This window comes from Paenarthrobacter sp. NPDC090522, assembly GCF_044769225.1.
Taxonomy (GTDB): domain Bacteria; phylum Actinomycetota; class Actinomycetes; order Actinomycetales; family Micrococcaceae; genus Arthrobacter.
The window spans coordinates 78,061-91,399 of the sequence record NZ_JBIVXL010000018.1 but is presented as its reverse complement, the minus strand read 5'-3'; the positions used below and the strand labels follow the sequence as shown (position 1 = coordinate 91,399).

At 65.6% G+C, this 13,339-nt stretch carries 14 protein-coding genes; 4 read left to right on the top strand and 10 right to left on the bottom strand.

The genetic code is table 11. The features are described from left to right. Positions 1-328: 328 nt before the first annotated feature. Genes ACIQT2_RS19660 through ACIQT2_RS19650 form a run of 3 tightly spaced genes read left to right on the top strand, consistent with a single transcriptional unit; the run spans position 329 to position 4,476 of the window. Positions 329-1,345: a LacI family DNA-binding transcriptional regulator gene (locus ACIQT2_RS19660; RefSeq protein WP_402949804.1), complete on the top strand. Its 1,017-nt coding sequence runs from the start codon at positions 329-331 to the stop codon at positions 1,343-1,345. Positions 1,346-1,353: 8 nt separating this feature from the next. Further along, complete coding sequence (locus ACIQT2_RS19655) at positions 1,354-2,085, top strand: HAD family hydrolase (RefSeq protein WP_402949801.1); 732 nt, start codon at positions 1,354-1,356, stop codon at positions 2,083-2,085. A 30-nt stretch (positions 2,086-2,115) separates the two neighbouring features. Further along, positions 2,116-4,476 carry a glycoside hydrolase family 65 protein gene (locus tag ACIQT2_RS19650; protein ID WP_400335695.1) on the top strand — a complete coding sequence of 787 codons (2,361 nt, stop codon included), beginning with the start codon at positions 2,116-2,118 and terminating at the stop codon, positions 4,474-4,476. Between the two features lie 3 nt (positions 4,477-4,479). Here ACIQT2_RS19650 and ACIQT2_RS19645 read toward each other — a convergent pair whose 3' ends face one another. The 4 genes from ACIQT2_RS19645 to ACIQT2_RS19630 form a co-directional block, all read right to left on the bottom strand. Then, a complete protein-coding gene (locus ACIQT2_RS19645) occupies positions 4,480-4,671 on the bottom strand; it encodes a YegP family protein (protein ID WP_402949797.1) in 192 nt (63 codons plus the stop codon). Continuing rightward, positions 4,671-5,081 (bottom strand): hypothetical protein, encoded by a 411-nt coding sequence (locus ACIQT2_RS19640; RefSeq protein ID WP_402949796.1) that lies wholly within the window; start codon positions 5,079-5,081, stop codon positions 4,671-4,673. Before ACIQT2_RS19640 ends, ACIQT2_RS19645 begins: the two co-directional genes overlap by 1 nt. A gap of 146 nt (positions 5,082-5,227) precedes the next feature. After that, the gene (locus tag ACIQT2_RS19635; RefSeq protein WP_400335691.1) at positions 5,228-5,968 is read right to left on the bottom strand and encodes an ANTAR domain-containing protein; all 741 of its coding nucleotides are present in this window, start codon (positions 5,966-5,968) and stop codon (positions 5,228-5,230) included. A 45-nt stretch (positions 5,969-6,013) separates the two neighbouring features. Then, the gene (locus ACIQT2_RS19630; RefSeq protein ID WP_400335689.1) at positions 6,014-6,826 is read right to left on the bottom strand and encodes a tryptophan-rich sensory protein; all 813 of its coding nucleotides are present in this window, start codon (positions 6,824-6,826) and stop codon (positions 6,014-6,016) included. A gap of 88 nt (positions 6,827-6,914) precedes the next feature. Here ACIQT2_RS19630 and ACIQT2_RS19625 point away from each other — a divergent pair, with 88 nt between their 5' ends. Next, entirely contained in the window at positions 6,915-7,439 is a 525-nt protein-coding gene (locus ACIQT2_RS19625; RefSeq protein ID WP_402949792.1) for a MarR family winged helix-turn-helix transcriptional regulator, read from the top strand. Here ACIQT2_RS19625 and ACIQT2_RS19620 read toward each other — a convergent pair. Genes ACIQT2_RS19620 through idi form a run of 6 tightly spaced genes read right to left on the bottom strand, consistent with a single transcriptional unit; the run spans position 7,434 to position 13,332 of the window. After that, a complete protein-coding gene (locus ACIQT2_RS19620) occupies positions 7,434-8,753 on the bottom strand; it encodes a prenyltransferase (RefSeq protein WP_402949789.1) in 1,320 nt (439 codons plus the stop codon). The genes ACIQT2_RS19625 and ACIQT2_RS19620 overlap by 6 nt on opposite strands. Then, entirely contained in the window at positions 8,750-9,115 is a 366-nt protein-coding gene (locus ACIQT2_RS19615; protein WP_402949786.1) for a lycopene cyclase domain-containing protein, read from the bottom strand. Before ACIQT2_RS19615 ends, ACIQT2_RS19620 begins: the two co-directional genes overlap by 4 nt. Continuing rightward, on the bottom strand, positions 9,115-10,782 hold the full coding sequence (gene crtI, locus ACIQT2_RS19610; RefSeq protein ID WP_402949783.1) for a phytoene desaturase family protein: 1,668 nt from the start codon (positions 10,780-10,782) through the stop codon (positions 9,115-9,117). The genes ACIQT2_RS19615 and crtI overlap by 1 nt, the downstream gene beginning before the upstream one ends. Next, complete coding sequence (locus ACIQT2_RS19605; RefSeq protein WP_402949780.1) at positions 10,779-11,684, bottom strand: phytoene/squalene synthase family protein; 906 nt, start codon at positions 11,682-11,684, stop codon at positions 10,779-10,781. Before ACIQT2_RS19605 ends, crtI begins: the two co-directional genes overlap by 4 nt. After that, the gene (locus tag ACIQT2_RS19600; protein ID WP_402949777.1) at positions 11,681-12,787 is read right to left on the bottom strand and encodes a polyprenyl synthetase family protein; all 1,107 of its coding nucleotides are present in this window, start codon (positions 12,785-12,787) and stop codon (positions 11,681-11,683) included. Before ACIQT2_RS19600 ends, ACIQT2_RS19605 begins: the two co-directional genes overlap by 4 nt. Then, entirely contained in the window at positions 12,784-13,332 is a 549-nt protein-coding gene (idi, locus tag ACIQT2_RS19595; protein ID WP_400335678.1) for an isopentenyl-diphosphate Delta-isomerase, read from the bottom strand. The genes ACIQT2_RS19600 and idi overlap by 4 nt, the downstream gene beginning before the upstream one ends. Positions 13,333-13,339 lie beyond the last annotated feature (7 nt).

Below are 13,339 nucleotides of genomic sequence, written 5' to 3'. Positions count from 1 at the left end.
AAACCCGCCAGAAGTGTCTACGAGGTCCTGAGACACACTGTCCACGAAGTCATGAGACACAAGTGTCCATTAAGTCATGAGACTCCACACGCGTTATGGCAGCTCAAAACGCGCACAAATGCGACTCAGTTGGGGGAGGGGTGGGGATTAGACGGCATGCCGGCACCCCGGCGCAACACCGGCGGTGAGGTCCACGTCACATTTCCGAATCCAGCCCCACTCTGTTGAATGACAAAATTGTAAGCGCTTACACTTTTGGCTGCGGCGCTCCCCAATCGCCGCCACCACAGGGTGAACTCGAGCATGGAAAGGGTTGAGGCCGTGTTGCATGGTTAGGACGCACCGGGCGACGATCCAGGACGTTGCCCTCCTCTCCGGATTGTCCATATGCACCGTCTCCAGGGCGCTCCGGAACCTCCCCAACGTTTCAGAAAAGGCCCAGCGGCAAGTGTCGGACGCCGCCAGCAAACTGGGTTACAAGGCCTCGGCCGCGGCAGCCCGCCTGGCCGGCGGCCGCACCGGCTCGGTGGCGATCATCGCCCCCACCGCCACCACCTGGTTCTTCGCCCAAGCCGTGGAAGCGGCCGAGGAAGTGTTCGGCGACAGCGGCTACGACACCGTGCTGATCAGCCTGCGCAACAAGAAAAGCGTGAAGCAGCAGGTCTTCGGCAACCTGGAGCAATTGGCCCAGAGGGTGGATGGGCTGCTGCTGCTCAATGTTGACCTGGACCCCAGCGAAGTGGAAGCATTGGACGCTTCCGGTTTGGCGGTAGCCAGCGTGAGCATGCGGAATGTTCCGTGGGACAATGTTGGTATCGATGACGAACATGCGGCGTGGCGGGCCACCTCCCACCTGCTGGAGTTGGGGCATTGGGACTTGGCTGTCCTTGCGGGCAATGAGCCCGTTGTGAAGGACATTCCCCGCTTCCAAGGCTTCAGCCGTGCACTTGATGAACACCACCTCACCGTCCACCCGGACCAGGTGGTGGGCTGCGAGCCCAGCATCGACGACGGCCGCCGGGCAATGACCGAACTCATGGCCCGCGGTGGAAAGCCCACTGCGGTGTTCGCCCATTGTGACGAGGCGGCGTTCGGTGCGCTCATGGCGTTGCGCGAACACGGCCTGGCCGCGCCAAAGAACATGTCCGTGATCGGCATCGATGACCATCCCATGAGCTGGTTCCTTGGTTTGAGTACCGTGGCCCAGCCCGTAGCGGACCAGGGTGCCTTCGCGGCGAACCTGCTCTGCGAACGACTCGTGAATACCGAAACCCCCAACCCACCCGCCAACCACCTGCTCGATACCAAGCTCATCGAACGCAAGACCACGCGTCACAAGCGCTGAACGGAACAATGCACATGACTGACCTTCGTACTGCCTGGACGGGCGCTTCGGCGCTCCTTTTCGACCTCGACGGCGTGCTGACGCCCACTGCCGTGGTGCACGAGCAAGCGTGGCAGGAACTGTTCGACGGCTACCTCGCGGAACAGAACCACCCCGAGGGCTATCAGGAGAGCGACTACTTCGACCACATCGATGGCAAGCCGCGCTTCGATGGCGTGCGGGACTTCCTGACCTCCCGCGGCATCACCCTGCCCGAGGGGCCGACGGATGATGCCCCCACCAACCAGACGGTGCAGGGCCTGGGGAACCGGAAGAACGGCATCTTCAACGAGATCGTGGACACCCGCGGCGTGGAGCCGTACCCGGGCTCGGTGAAGTTCATCAACGCGGCCCTGGAGCAAGGCCTCCACGTTGCCGTTGTTTCCTCGTCCCGCAACGCTCCCGCGGTCCTAAAGGCCGCCGGACTGGACCACCACTTCGAGGTGGTGGTGGACGGGCAGGTGGCTGCCGCCGTCGGGCTTCCCGGAAAGCCGGACCCCGCAACGTTCACCTATGCGGCCTCGCTGCTGGGCGTCCCCACGGAGGAATGCATTGTGGTTGAGGACGCCGTGTCCGGTGTCCAGGCCGGAAGCGCGGGAAATTTCCAGGCCGTGATCGGCGTGGACCGCGGCGCCGGCCGCCAAACCCTTCTTGACGCCGGTGCGACGCTGGTAGTCGAAGACCTCAACGACCTTCTCTGACCCGACTTTTTCAAAGGACTTCATCAGCCCATGGCACTCATCAGCTCTGACCGGCTGCGCTTCCCCTGCGAGCCTTGGAAACTTGTGGAAAACATCCACGTCCCTGGCGACGAGGGAACCTTGGAAACCCTCTTCGCGCTGGGCAATGGCCACCTTGGCATCCGTGGCTCGCACTCGACTCCCGGCGACGGCGAACTCCCGGGCACCTTCATTAACGGTTTTCATGAGATCTGGGACATCAAGCACGCCGAAAATGCCTACGGATTCGCCCGTACCGGCCAGCGGATCGTGTATGTCCCTGACGCCAACAATTTCTCCATCTGGATCGACGGCGAGGCCCTGAGCCTGGCAGAGTCGACGGTCCTGGACTACCACCGGAGCATCGACTTTGCCACCGGCGTGTACGAGGAAACCACCACGTGGGCCTGCCGTTCCGGTGCCACGGTCACCACGGTGGAGCGCCGCGCGGTGGGCTTCGATTCCCGCGGCTGCCTTGGCCTGGAGCTGTCCGTGAGCGCGGACCGTGACGTGTCAGCGGACATCAGCTCCGCCGTCGTCAACCGCCAGGACCAGCCTGTGGAGGACCACTCGGTCCACGACCCCCGGCGTTCCGGCCGCCACGCCGGGCGGGTGCTCCTGCCGTTGCACCTGCAGGGCGCCGATGGTTCGCTCCGCCTCGCCTGGGAAACTTCGGAATCACGCCAGCGCGTGGCCATGGCAGTGGACCACTGGATTTCGTACGAGGGGCAGCCGTTCGAGACTGCCGTGGCGGAAGACGAGTCATCCGTCCGCTATGTGCTGGCCATCAACGCCGGTGAGCCGTTCCGGCTGGAAAAAGCAGTCAGCTACATGGTGGCCGGATCCGCGGGTGACGCAGAGGACCGCGGCGAGAGCCTGGTTGCCGAAGCCGAAGCCAACCTGGTTCCGTTCAACGAGATCCTGGCCCAGAGCCTTGCCCACTACAACACGTACTGGACCACGGCAGACGTTTCGATCGGCGGGCAGCCCGAACTGCAGCAGGCGGTTCGCTGGGCCATGTTCCAGCTGGCACAGGCCACGGCCCGCGCCGGTGTTGCGGGTATTCCGGCCAAGGGTGTCAGCGGATCCGGCTACGAGGGCCACTACTTCTGGGACCAGGAGGTCTACCTCCTGCCGTACCTGACGTACACCAACCCGGATGGTGCCCGGAAGGTCCTGGAGTCCCGCCACGCCATGCTGCCGGACGCCCGCGTGCGGGCCAAGGAACTGAGCGTGGACGGTGCCCTGTTCCCGTGGCGGACCATCAACGGACTGGAAGCCAGTGCCTACTACGCTGCCGGAACCGCGCAGTTCCACATCGCCGCGGCCATCGCCTTCGCAGCAACCCGGTACCGTTGGGCCAGTGCCGATGCGGGATTCGAGTCCGAGGTGGGCGCGGACCTGCTGATCGAGACGGCGCGGATGTGGGCCTCCTTGGGCTTCTTTGGCAAGGACGGCATGTTCCACATCCACGGCGTCACCGGCCCGGATGAGTACACGGCCGTGGTTAACGACAACCTGTACACCAACGTCATGGCGCGCTTTAACCTGCGGGCTGCAGCGGCGCTGGAGAACGAGGGCATCGCCGATACAGAGCGCATGGTGTGGCGCCAGGCGGCCGAACGCATGTCCCTGCCCTACGACCCCCACCTTGAGGTCTTCAGCCAGGACAACGACTTCATGACCCTGGAGCCGTGGGACTGGAACACTCCCCAGTCCAAGTACCCGTTGCTGCTGAACTTCCACCCGCTGGTGATCTACCGGCACCAGGTCCTCAAGCAGGCCGATACCGTGCTGGCGATGTTCCTCCAGTGGCAGGACTTCTCCGCGGAGGAGAAGCAGCGCGCCTTCGACTTCTACGATCCCATTACCACCGGCGACTCAACCCTGTCCGCCTGCGTGCAGGGCATCATGGCAGCCGAGATCGGCTACGGCGAACTCGCGCTGAAGCACTTCACCGAGGCATTGTTCATCGACCTGGACAACTCGCACGGCAACACGATCGACGGTGTCCACATCGCCTCCACCGGCGGGATCTGGAGTTCCCTGGTGTGCGGCTTCGCGGGCATGCGGGACCAAGGCGACGTGCTGCGCTTCGATCCGCGGCTGCCCTCCGAATGGGAAGACCTGGCGTTCCGGCTGAAGGTCCAGGGGCGGTTGCTGTCCGTGGAGCTCTCCCAGGGATCCATGGCGCTTGGTCTGGTCGAAGCGGCCGGATACAGCAATGAGCCGCTCCGTGTACAGGTCCGGGACCACGGCGTCACGGTCGGCCCGAGCACGGTAACGGTGCCGCTTGAGGCGGTACCGGTGCCTCCGGCGTCGGTCTTCCCGAGTTCGTTCCCGACGGCGGGACTTCCGATCGTGGGTGCGTGACCGCTAGCTGGCGCTGGCTGTGTGGTCCTCTACCAGGCCGCTCGCTGCGATTTCACGCAGGGAGTAGATGCCCTTCGCGGCAGTTTCCTTGTCCTGGAAGCACATGGACAGCGCCAGTTCGGTGCCGTTTGCGTCCACGAGCCGTACACGGCAGTCGCCGCCGGCGGCATCAATGAGTTCAAAGTGCCCGGACATTACTTTGCGCTCCTCTCTCCGACAACCGGTTTCTCCGGCTTCGGTGAGGTGGGCGGTTTCACCGGAGCCAGGGGGCGGCCGCCTGCGGGGTGGGCCGCCTTGGCGGCTTCCCTGCGGTTGTTCAGCTCCGATGTGATGAGGTCCAGGAGGGCCTGGGCCGGTTCGGACAAGTGGTGCGTGTCCGGGGACCCAAGTTGGTCGCAATGGACCAGGACGTGGCGGATGCGTTCCAGCTCCCGCGTAGGCACCAGCGGCCAGCGCCGGAACAACTGCCGGACGGCGATGGCGCCAAGGAGAGCGTCCGGTTTGTTGGGCAGGTCATGCGGCCTCGATGCTCCTCGTCGAGCGATCGGGGCAGCGAACGGCGCTACGCCATGGGTATACGTGGTTTTGACTGAATTGGGGGCCATGCGGACCTCCCCGGAGTAGAGCGAAGGAAGCCGGCTGCGTGACTGTAAAAGCAGCTTACAGAATGTGAGTTATGTCATGTCAATCATTACGTGCCGAATTCGTCAAGCGAGTTTAGAATAAGCAGCTTGCTGATCAATTCCAGTGGTCAGTCCTCGAAATGTGCCGGTGCCGTGTGCGGCTGCCCGGCCATCCGATTAACGATCTCCTGGGCGATGTCCCGCAGCTTGCGGTTCCGGTCACTGGACGCCCGGCGGAGGATGTCGAAGGCTTCGTCGTGCGAGCACCGGTTTTGCGCCATGATCATCCCGCACGCGAGGTCGATCACGGTCCGGCTCTCCATGGCGGCCTTGAGGTCATCGCCGCGCTGGTCCGCAGCCGCGATCCGAACCGCCAGCCGCAGTGCCTTACTGGACATGGTGACGAACCGGACAGCGTCATCCACGGTCTTCTTGGTGAACAGCCCGGGCTCGGCGGCGAAGAAGTTCAGGACGGCCGCCGATTCGTCGCCCAGGTCCATGGGAACGCCCAGTGCGCTGCTGATGCCCGCGGCCAGCAAAGCCTCCGAATAGTCCGGCCAGCGCGGATCAGTCGCGGCGTCCTCCAGGATCTTGGGGACGCCACTGTCCAACGCGTCAACGCAAGGGCCCTCCCCGAGGCTTTGTTCGATCCGGTCCAGGACGACGGCCCGCTCACTGCTGCCGCCGATGGTTGCCGTGCGTTTCCGGCGCCGCAACGTCACGGCGCACTCGATGTGAACGCCGGTGGCCTGGCTCATCATGTCGGCGGAGAAGCCCGTGAGCCCGCCCAGGAACTCCTTGATGTCTTCGGTGCCGGCGATAAGGTCCACCAACCGTTCGAAGTCCTCGGCCTTATCTTCAGCAGTCATGGCTTCCAATGTAGAAGCATGGCGCGGCGCTAACAAGCACGCCGGTCAACCGCGCCCACCGCGCACCCGCACCGGCGCCGCCGTCGTTCGCGTCCGGACGATTACCGCGGCTCCCAGTACCGCAACCGCCGCCACGGCCGCGGCGATGGCTGTGGGCGTCGACTGGGGTGCGTCGGCACTGCGGCCCACCGTGATCCAGGCGAGCCCCCAGGCGATGGCGGCTGCCAACGCAAGCCGGCCATGGCCTTTGACCGCCAGGGCAATGCCGACGACGGCGACTACCGCCAGGACCGCTACGGACCACACATCCGGACGCAGCCCGAATCCTGAGAAACCCGCTGCCTTCAACGCCGCGGCAATGTTGGCACACACGGCCACGCTGGTCCATCCGAGGTAGAGGCCCAGCGTGCCATCGACCACCACGGCCTCCACCCAGGACGAGGCCCGGCTCCGGCTGTAGCGGAGGAAGGCCATCACCAGCACTGCGAGCAGGGCAACAATGACCACGACGCTCACCGGGAGCCAGCCGGCCTGCACCGACAGGATCCACGCCGCGTTCAGGAGCATGGACCCCGCCACCACCCAGCCGAGGGAACGCTGCCGAGGGTTGCTTCGCTGCGATGGCAGCCATTGCCACACCGTGAAGGCCACCAATCCCGTGTACACCACCGACCAGATGGAGAACGCCGGCGTTGCCGGGGCCAGGAGGGTGGAGTCTGCGCTGAGCGCTCCACCTGCGGCCTGTGCGATGGGCGTGCCACCGAACACGCCTACCCCGATCATGGAGCCGACGATGCAGACCACCAGGCTCACGGTCACCAAAATTTGGCGTACAAAATCCGAGTTTTTCGTTTTCACGTGCAGAGCCTCTTTCCTTGAGGGACCTCTCCGGACTTACTATCAGATGCTAGGTAAACGAGCTTCATGTTTTGCGAAGGACTGTTGGATGGACGCAGACGGCCACGCCAAGGGCTATTGGTACGGGAAGGACCCGGGACAGAAGGAACTCGCCGTTGGCGTCCTGAATGCCCTCCGGGACTACCGGGTGTCCGAACAAGCCATGCGCAAACGGACCCGGTCCTCCATGCTGATGGGTGAAAAGGACCTGTTGGCGCTTCGGTACCTGTTTGAGGCCGAGGCCGATGGCCGCGTGATGAAGCCGAAGGACCTCGGTGACCGGCTGGGCATAACCTCGGCATCCATGACCACGCTGATCGACCGGCTGGTTGATTCCGGGCACATCCGGCGGGAGCCGCATCCCACGGACCGCCGGGCGCTGATCCTGCGGCCAACGCCGTCGTCCGACCAGGAAGTCCGGCACACCTTGGGCGCCATGCACCGGCGCATGCTGGATGTTGCGAGCGGACTGGACCAGGACCAGGCACACGTGGTGATGGATTTCCTCCGGCACATGAGCGAGGCCCTGGACACGATCGACCACGAACCCGCCGACGGCCACGAACCATCATGAGCTGAGGCTCCACTGCAGGATCAGGATCAGCGTCACCAGGAATCCTGAACCGTAGTTGAGCCAGATGAAGCGGCGCCAGGCCTTGTTGGTGCGTGCCGCCGTCGTATCCGTGACGTTCCACCAGGGCGCACAATTGGCCACGTACGGCAGGGCCACCACGGCCGCGAGCGGCCCGGGCCACGGCGTCGCCAGCATCGCGAGTCCAGCCAGCAGCCACAGCACGACGGCGAGCCGCACCGTGGCGCGGGCGCCGATCACCGTGGCGATGGACCCGATGCCGGCCTGACGGTCCGGAACGATGTCCTGCACCGCACCGAACGCATGCGCCGCCATGCCCCAGACGAAGAACGCGGCCAGCAGGATCAGAAGGCCCGCGGTTACGTCCGCCCCGGCCAGCGCCAAGCCCACGACGGCGGGACTGACGAAGTGGGTACTGGACGTCATGGAGTCCACCAGCGGGCGTTCCTTGAAGCGCAGTCCGGCCACGGAGTAAGCCACCACGGCGAAGGCGCTCACCGCGAGGCTGATCCACGCGGCCGGCCCACCGGCGAAGGCCAGGACCACCAGGAAGGGCACGTTGGTGATGACGGCCAGCCACAGCATGGGCCGGTGCAGCCGGGGTGGCAGGAGGGCGCCTTCGATGCCGCCCTTGCGGGGATTCTGCAGGTCCGAGGCGTAGTCGAACACGTCGTTGATTCCATACATGGCCAGGTTGTAGGGGATCAGGAAATAGAACGTGCCCACTACGAGCACCCAGTCGATCTCCCGGGTGGTCAGCAGCATGGCCGCGGCAAAGGGGTAGGCCGTGTTGATCCAGCTCACGGGACGTGAGGCAAGGATGGCCTGGGAAAGCAGTCCGGCGGGACGGGATCCGGAGGGGTCCGGGGGGTTGGGGCGCACGGAGTCGCGGGCACCTTCCGGGGTGGCCGCGTCCGTCTGGGCAGCCGTGCGGCGCGTCAACCACAGCCAGAGCCCGGGCAGCAGCAGGACGGCGGCCAGGGGATAGGCGAAGTCCTCCAATGGTGCCAGGCCGATCTTCGCGCCGAGGAGATGGGCTTCGTCGTAGTGGAACAGCTCCATGCCGATCATCACGGAATCGAACACCGCCGTGAGGACCGCGAGGGCAGCAAAGGCCAGCCCGACGGCCCGCCAATGCGCTGCAGAGGGCCCCTTGGCGGTGCCGTCCCGCTCTGCGTCCCCACGTTGGGTGCCGCCAGCCGCTATGGCGGGTGCCGCCGTCGTGCTCCTGGCAAAAGCCGCACCGGCAACAGCCGCGGCACCCACGAACGCCAGGGCGAGCCAGAAGTAGGTCATGCGTTCTCCCGCTCCCGTGCGGAGCTGCCCGGAGTTGCCTGCACCAGCGCCCGCCTCTCGAGGATCCGTCGGGCACCCGTGTACAGGACCATGGTGCAGAGAACCAGGAACAGCAGGAACACGGGCTCTTCGAGGGGGAGTTCGGGCGCCAGCAGGATCCCCGTGGCTATGGCCCCTTCGCCACGCAGGAAGATGCCCAGGCCGATTCCCGCCAGGTCCCAGCCGAGGAGGAACACCAGCCCGACGGCGGTGACGATCGCCGCTGCCTTGGCGTCGTGCCAGAAGAAGAGCCGGAACCGGTGGTCAAGGAGCAGCATGCATCCGATGCCGGCGAGCAGCGCTGCCAGGTATACGAAGCCCATCAACCCACCGTCCTGCGGGTGGTGCTGCGGTGGCGCACGGGGCTCGGCCCGGCGCTGTGGTCGCCACGGATCCGTTTCAGGACCAGCTCGGCGCTGATCAGGCACATCGGCACACCGACCCCGGGGGCCGTGGTGGCCCCAGCGTAGTACAAACCATCTACCTTCTTGGAGGCATTCTGCGCCCGGAACATGGCGCTCTGGCCCAGGGTGTGCGCCGGTCCCAGCATGCCTCCCCGCCAGGAGTTGTAGTCCCGCGCAAAGTCCGCCGGGCCAATCGTGTGACGGACAACGATGCGCTCGCGGAGGTCCGGAATGTCCGCCCAGCCGGCGATCTGGTCAATGGCGGCGTCGGCGATGTCCTCGATCCGCGAGTCTCCCGTGCCCTCCGCCCCGCCTGAACCCAACGATGGATCGGCCGGGACGGGTACCAGGACGAACAGGTTCTCGTGGCCGCCGGGTGCCACGCCGGAGTCCGTTGCGCTCGGCTTGCAGACATAGATCGACGCCGGATCGGGAATCCGCGAAGGCTTGCCGAAGATCGCTTCGAAGTTGGCTTGCCAATCACGTGTGAAAAACAGTGAATGGTGCGGCAATTCGGGGAGCTGGCCGCGGACTCCCAGCATCACCAGTACCGCTCCTGGACCGCTCGTCCGGCGCTGCCACCACGAACGGGGGTAGCTGCGGTCCGTGATGTCCAGGAGTTGCGTTTCCGTGTGATGCAGGTCCGCCCCCGAAACGACGGTGTCTGCCACGCTGAAATGCTCCGCTCCGCTTGCGTCCCGCCATTTGACGCCCGTGACCTCGCGGGAGCGCTTGCTGCGGAACGGTGCCGGACCCTGGAAATGGCCGTGTGGCGTGAAGCGATCCTGGGCCTTGGGTTGGGCCTGCCTGGTGGCGATACGCAGCACCTGGGCATCGGTGTGGATCCGGACCCCTGCCTCCACGGCCAAGGCTTCAAGGCGTTGGACGAGTTCCCAGAATCCACCCACCGGATACTGCACCCCATCGCCCAGGTCCAGGGCGCTCATGAGGTGGTACATGGCGGGTGCATCGGCGGGATTGGTCCCCAGGAACACTGCCGGATAGCCCAGTACCTGGCGCAGCACGGGATGCTGGAAGCGCTGCGCGATGAACTTCTCCAAGGGCGTGGCCAACAAACGGGCCAGTTCGGGGAGCCCCCGGAGCACTTCGGGCTGCAGGAGTGCCTTGAGCCGGGTGAACGGGTTGTAGAGGAAATACCGTTCGGCCATGTCTGAGGTGTGCCGGGCGGAGTCCAGATACGCCTTCAGTTGCTTGGCGCTACCGGGTTCAAGCCGTTCGAACGCGTCCCGGACCTGATCGCTGCCCAAGGGGACGGTTACCGGCTCGGGCCGGGTGCCGGCGTCGTCCGGTTCGCTGAAGACACGGTAGGCGGGACTCAGCGTGCGCAGGTCCAGCTGTTCTTCCGTGCTGGTTCCAAGCAGCTCGAAGAAGTGGTCGAAGACGCGCGGCATGAGGTACCAGGACGGGCCGGTGTCGAAGCGGAAGCCGTCCCGTTCCAGCGTTCCCGCGCGGCCTCCCACCCGCGGAAGCCGTTCAAGGAGCTGGACCTCGTGGCCTTCGTGGGCAAGAAGTGCGGCGGTGGCAAGCCCAGCAATGCCACCGCCGATCACTACTGTCCTGGTCATCCGCGGGGTTCCAACCAGGTTGCGGCGACCGCCCGGGCGGCCAGTCCGGCTTTGAAGACATCGGGCACGCGGACCCGTGACTCGTAGAGTTCGGCAACGGATGTCCGCTCGATCCGCCGGGTCAAGGCTGCGAAGAGTGCCAGGGCGCTCCGGACGGCGGCCCTGGCATCGTGGGGGAGGAGCGGGATGACGGCGTTGGCATCGGCCAGCTGGGTGTGGATGGTTTTCACCCATTCGGCACGGTCCGCGTCTTCGAGGTGGTCCGCGGTGCCGAGGTAGCTGCGGCCCAGGCGTGTGGTGTCGTCGGAGAGGTCGCGCAGGAAGTTGATGTTCTGGAAAGCAGCCCCCAGCCGTCCGGCGCCGTACTCCAAGGCCGCAGCGTCGGCGTCGTCCATGGCCTGGCCCCGCACGAAGACCTTGAGGCACATCAGTCCCACCACCTCGGCCGAACCGTAGACGTAACCCTGGTGGGCGGCGGCGTCGAAGCGGAGCGGTGCGGCCGGGGCCGAGTCCTGGTTGCCCAAGTCAGTGCGCATGGAAGCGAAGAACGGGTCCACCAGGGTCTCATCGATTCCCGCCACCCGGGCAGTCTGTGCGAAGGCGTGGATGATGAGGTCGCTGCTGTACCCGATCTTCAGCGCCCGGTGGGTTTCGTCCACAAAGTGGTCCAGGGCCTCGCATTGCTGCTCACGGCTCAGTCCGGCCTCGGCGGTGACGCCGTCCACCAGCTCGTCGGCCACGCGGACCAGGGCGTAGATATTGCGGACGTGCTGGCGATGCCGCGGACCCAGGAGGCGCGTGGCCAGGCCGAAGGACGTGGAGTACGCCGCGATGACCTGGTTGGCGGCGCGTTCGGCGGTGCGGGTGAACTGGCTGAAGGAGGTGTCCACGTCAAGGCTCATGATTGGCGTCCTTCGAGTTGTCCGGCGAGCTCCAGCAGCACATCGCGGGCTCCGCCGGGGATGCCTGCGCTGGAGATGGCCTTGCGGAATTCATTCGTTTGCTGGTCGATGTGGCCTTGGACGAAGGTTTCCGCCCCGCACCCGGACAGTTGCTCCCGGACTCGTTCGGCGTCGCGGCCGCCCAGGTCCGCGCGGCCAAACCATGGTTCGATCCCGGCCCACGCGCTTGTCTTCCGCGCGTAGGCGATGATCGCCGTTTGCTTGCCTTCGCGGAGGTCGGAAAAAGGATCCTTGCCGTGCTGGCGCGGATCCCCGAAGGTGGACAGGAGATCGTCCTGGAGTTGGAACGCCAGGCCCAGGTGGCGGCCCGCCGCCGCCAAAGTGGACTCGGTGGAAGGCTCGACGCCGGCAAGCGTCGCCGCGGCGCGCAGGGGCAGTTCGAACGTGTACGTCGCAGTTTTGTAGCCGCACATGGTCAGGATGGTTTCGAGCTCGGGGGCGACGATGCCGTCTCCAAGGCCCACATCGAGCTGTTCTCCGGCCACTGTCTCATTGATGGTGTGTTCCAGCAGGTCCAGGAGCCTGATCCGGATTTCCTGCGGCAGTTCTGCGCGGGCAAACGCCTGGTGGGTCGCGGCGAGCAGCATATCGCCCATCAGGATGCCGCCCGTCTGTGCCCAATGCAGGGCGCTGTCCGGACGGCCGGCGTCGGGCCTTTCCCCGGACGGCGGCAGTTGGCCGGCCTCTGCAAGGAGGGACCCGATCAGGTTGGGGCGTCCCCGGCGCACGAGGTCGCCGTCGATGACATCGTCGTGCAGCAGGAAGGCGTAGTGCAGGAGTTCGATGGCGGCGGCGATGGAGATGGCAGTGCCGCGGTCCCGGGCGTTTGCTTCCGTCAGCGAGTCGTAGGTCTCCACGAGCAGCAGGGGGCGGACGAACTTTCCGCCGAGCACGTTCTCCCCGGCGATCTGCCACAGCCGGTGGAATTCGGGGCCGTACCGGACAGCGGTCTTGGTCCGCTCGCCAATGAGCGTGGACAGTTCGCCCTCGATGGCCGAGCAGAGATGTGGCCTGGCCCGGACCATGTTCGGCATGGTGGTCATGCCGAGACTCCCAGGGTGAGGCCCTTCGCCTCAAGGAGTTGGGGGAACTGCAAGGCGAGCCATGGGCTGAACGCGCTGGCTGTGTGTTCGAGTGCTCCAGACAAGAGATCCGGCGAGACCCACACCCAGTCCGCCACCTCCGTGGGGTTGGGCTGGAGTTCACCATGGATCTGTGCAACGTAGACGGGGCAGAGTTCGTTTTCCACTACGCCCGTAGGGTCAACCGCCCTGTAGCGGAAGTCCGGGAGGGCCAGTTCCAGGCGGGTGATGTCTGTCCCCAGTTCGAAGCGCGCCCGCCGCATGACCGCTTCCTCCGGATCTTCACCCGGGCCGGGGTGTCCGCAGAAGCTGTTGGTCCACACGCCGGGCCAGGTCTTCTTTTCCGGGGAGCGGCGGGTCAGGAGCAGCTCGCCGGCGCGGTTCATGAGGTAGCAGGAGAAGGCGAGGTGCAAGGGCGTGTCCTCTGTGTGCACCCGGGATTTGAGGGCTTCCCCGATGGGCGTGCCGGCATCGTCCAGGAGGACAACCATCTCTGCGGTGTTCATGGTGAGC

What these genes read in the sequence shown, in the direction of transcription:
- ACIQT2_RS19660 (WP_402949804.1), top strand. Translation starts at nt 329, where the DNA reads ATGGTTAGGACGCACCGGGCGACGATCCAGGACGTTGCCCTCCTCTCC.
- ACIQT2_RS19655 (WP_402949801.1), top strand. Translation starts at nt 1,354, where the DNA reads ATGCACATGACTGACCTTCGTACTGCCTGGACGGGCGCTTCGGCGCTC.
- ACIQT2_RS19650 (WP_400335695.1), top strand. Translation starts at nt 2,116, where the DNA reads ATGGCACTCATCAGCTCTGACCGGCTGCGCTTCCCCTGCGAGCCTTGG.
- ACIQT2_RS19645 (WP_402949797.1), bottom strand. Translation starts at nt 4,671, where the DNA reads ATGTCCGGGCACTTTGAACTCATTGATGCCGCCGGCGGCGACTGCCGT.
- ACIQT2_RS19640 (WP_402949796.1), bottom strand. Translation starts at nt 5,081, where the DNA reads ATGGCCCCCAATTCAGTCAAAACCACGTATACCCATGGCGTAGCGCCG.
- ACIQT2_RS19635 (WP_400335691.1), bottom strand. Translation starts at nt 5,968, where the DNA reads ATGACTGCTGAAGATAAGGCCGAGGACTTCGAACGGTTGGTGGACCTT.
- ACIQT2_RS19625 (WP_402949792.1), top strand. Translation starts at nt 6,915, where the DNA reads ATGGACGCAGACGGCCACGCCAAGGGCTATTGGTACGGGAAGGACCCG.
- ACIQT2_RS19620 (WP_402949789.1), bottom strand. Translation starts at nt 8,753, where the DNA reads ATGACCTACTTCTGGCTCGCCCTGGCGTTCGTGGGTGCCGCGGCTGTT.
- ACIQT2_RS19615 (WP_402949786.1), bottom strand. Translation starts at nt 9,115, where the DNA reads ATGGGCTTCGTATACCTGGCAGCGCTGCTCGCCGGCATCGGATGCATG.
- crtI (WP_402949783.1), bottom strand. Translation starts at nt 10,782, where the DNA reads ATGACCAGGACAGTAGTGATCGGCGGTGGCATTGCTGGGCTTGCCACC.
- ACIQT2_RS19605 (WP_402949780.1), bottom strand. Translation starts at nt 11,684, where the DNA reads ATGAGCCTTGACGTGGACACCTCCTTCAGCCAGTTCACCCGCACCGCC.
- ACIQT2_RS19600 (WP_402949777.1), bottom strand. Translation starts at nt 12,787, where the DNA reads ATGACCACCATGCCGAACATGGTCCGGGCCAGGCCACATCTCTGCTCG.
- idi (WP_400335678.1), bottom strand. Translation starts at nt 13,332, where the DNA reads ATGAACACCGCAGAGATGGTTGTCCTCCTGGACGATGCCGGCACGCCC.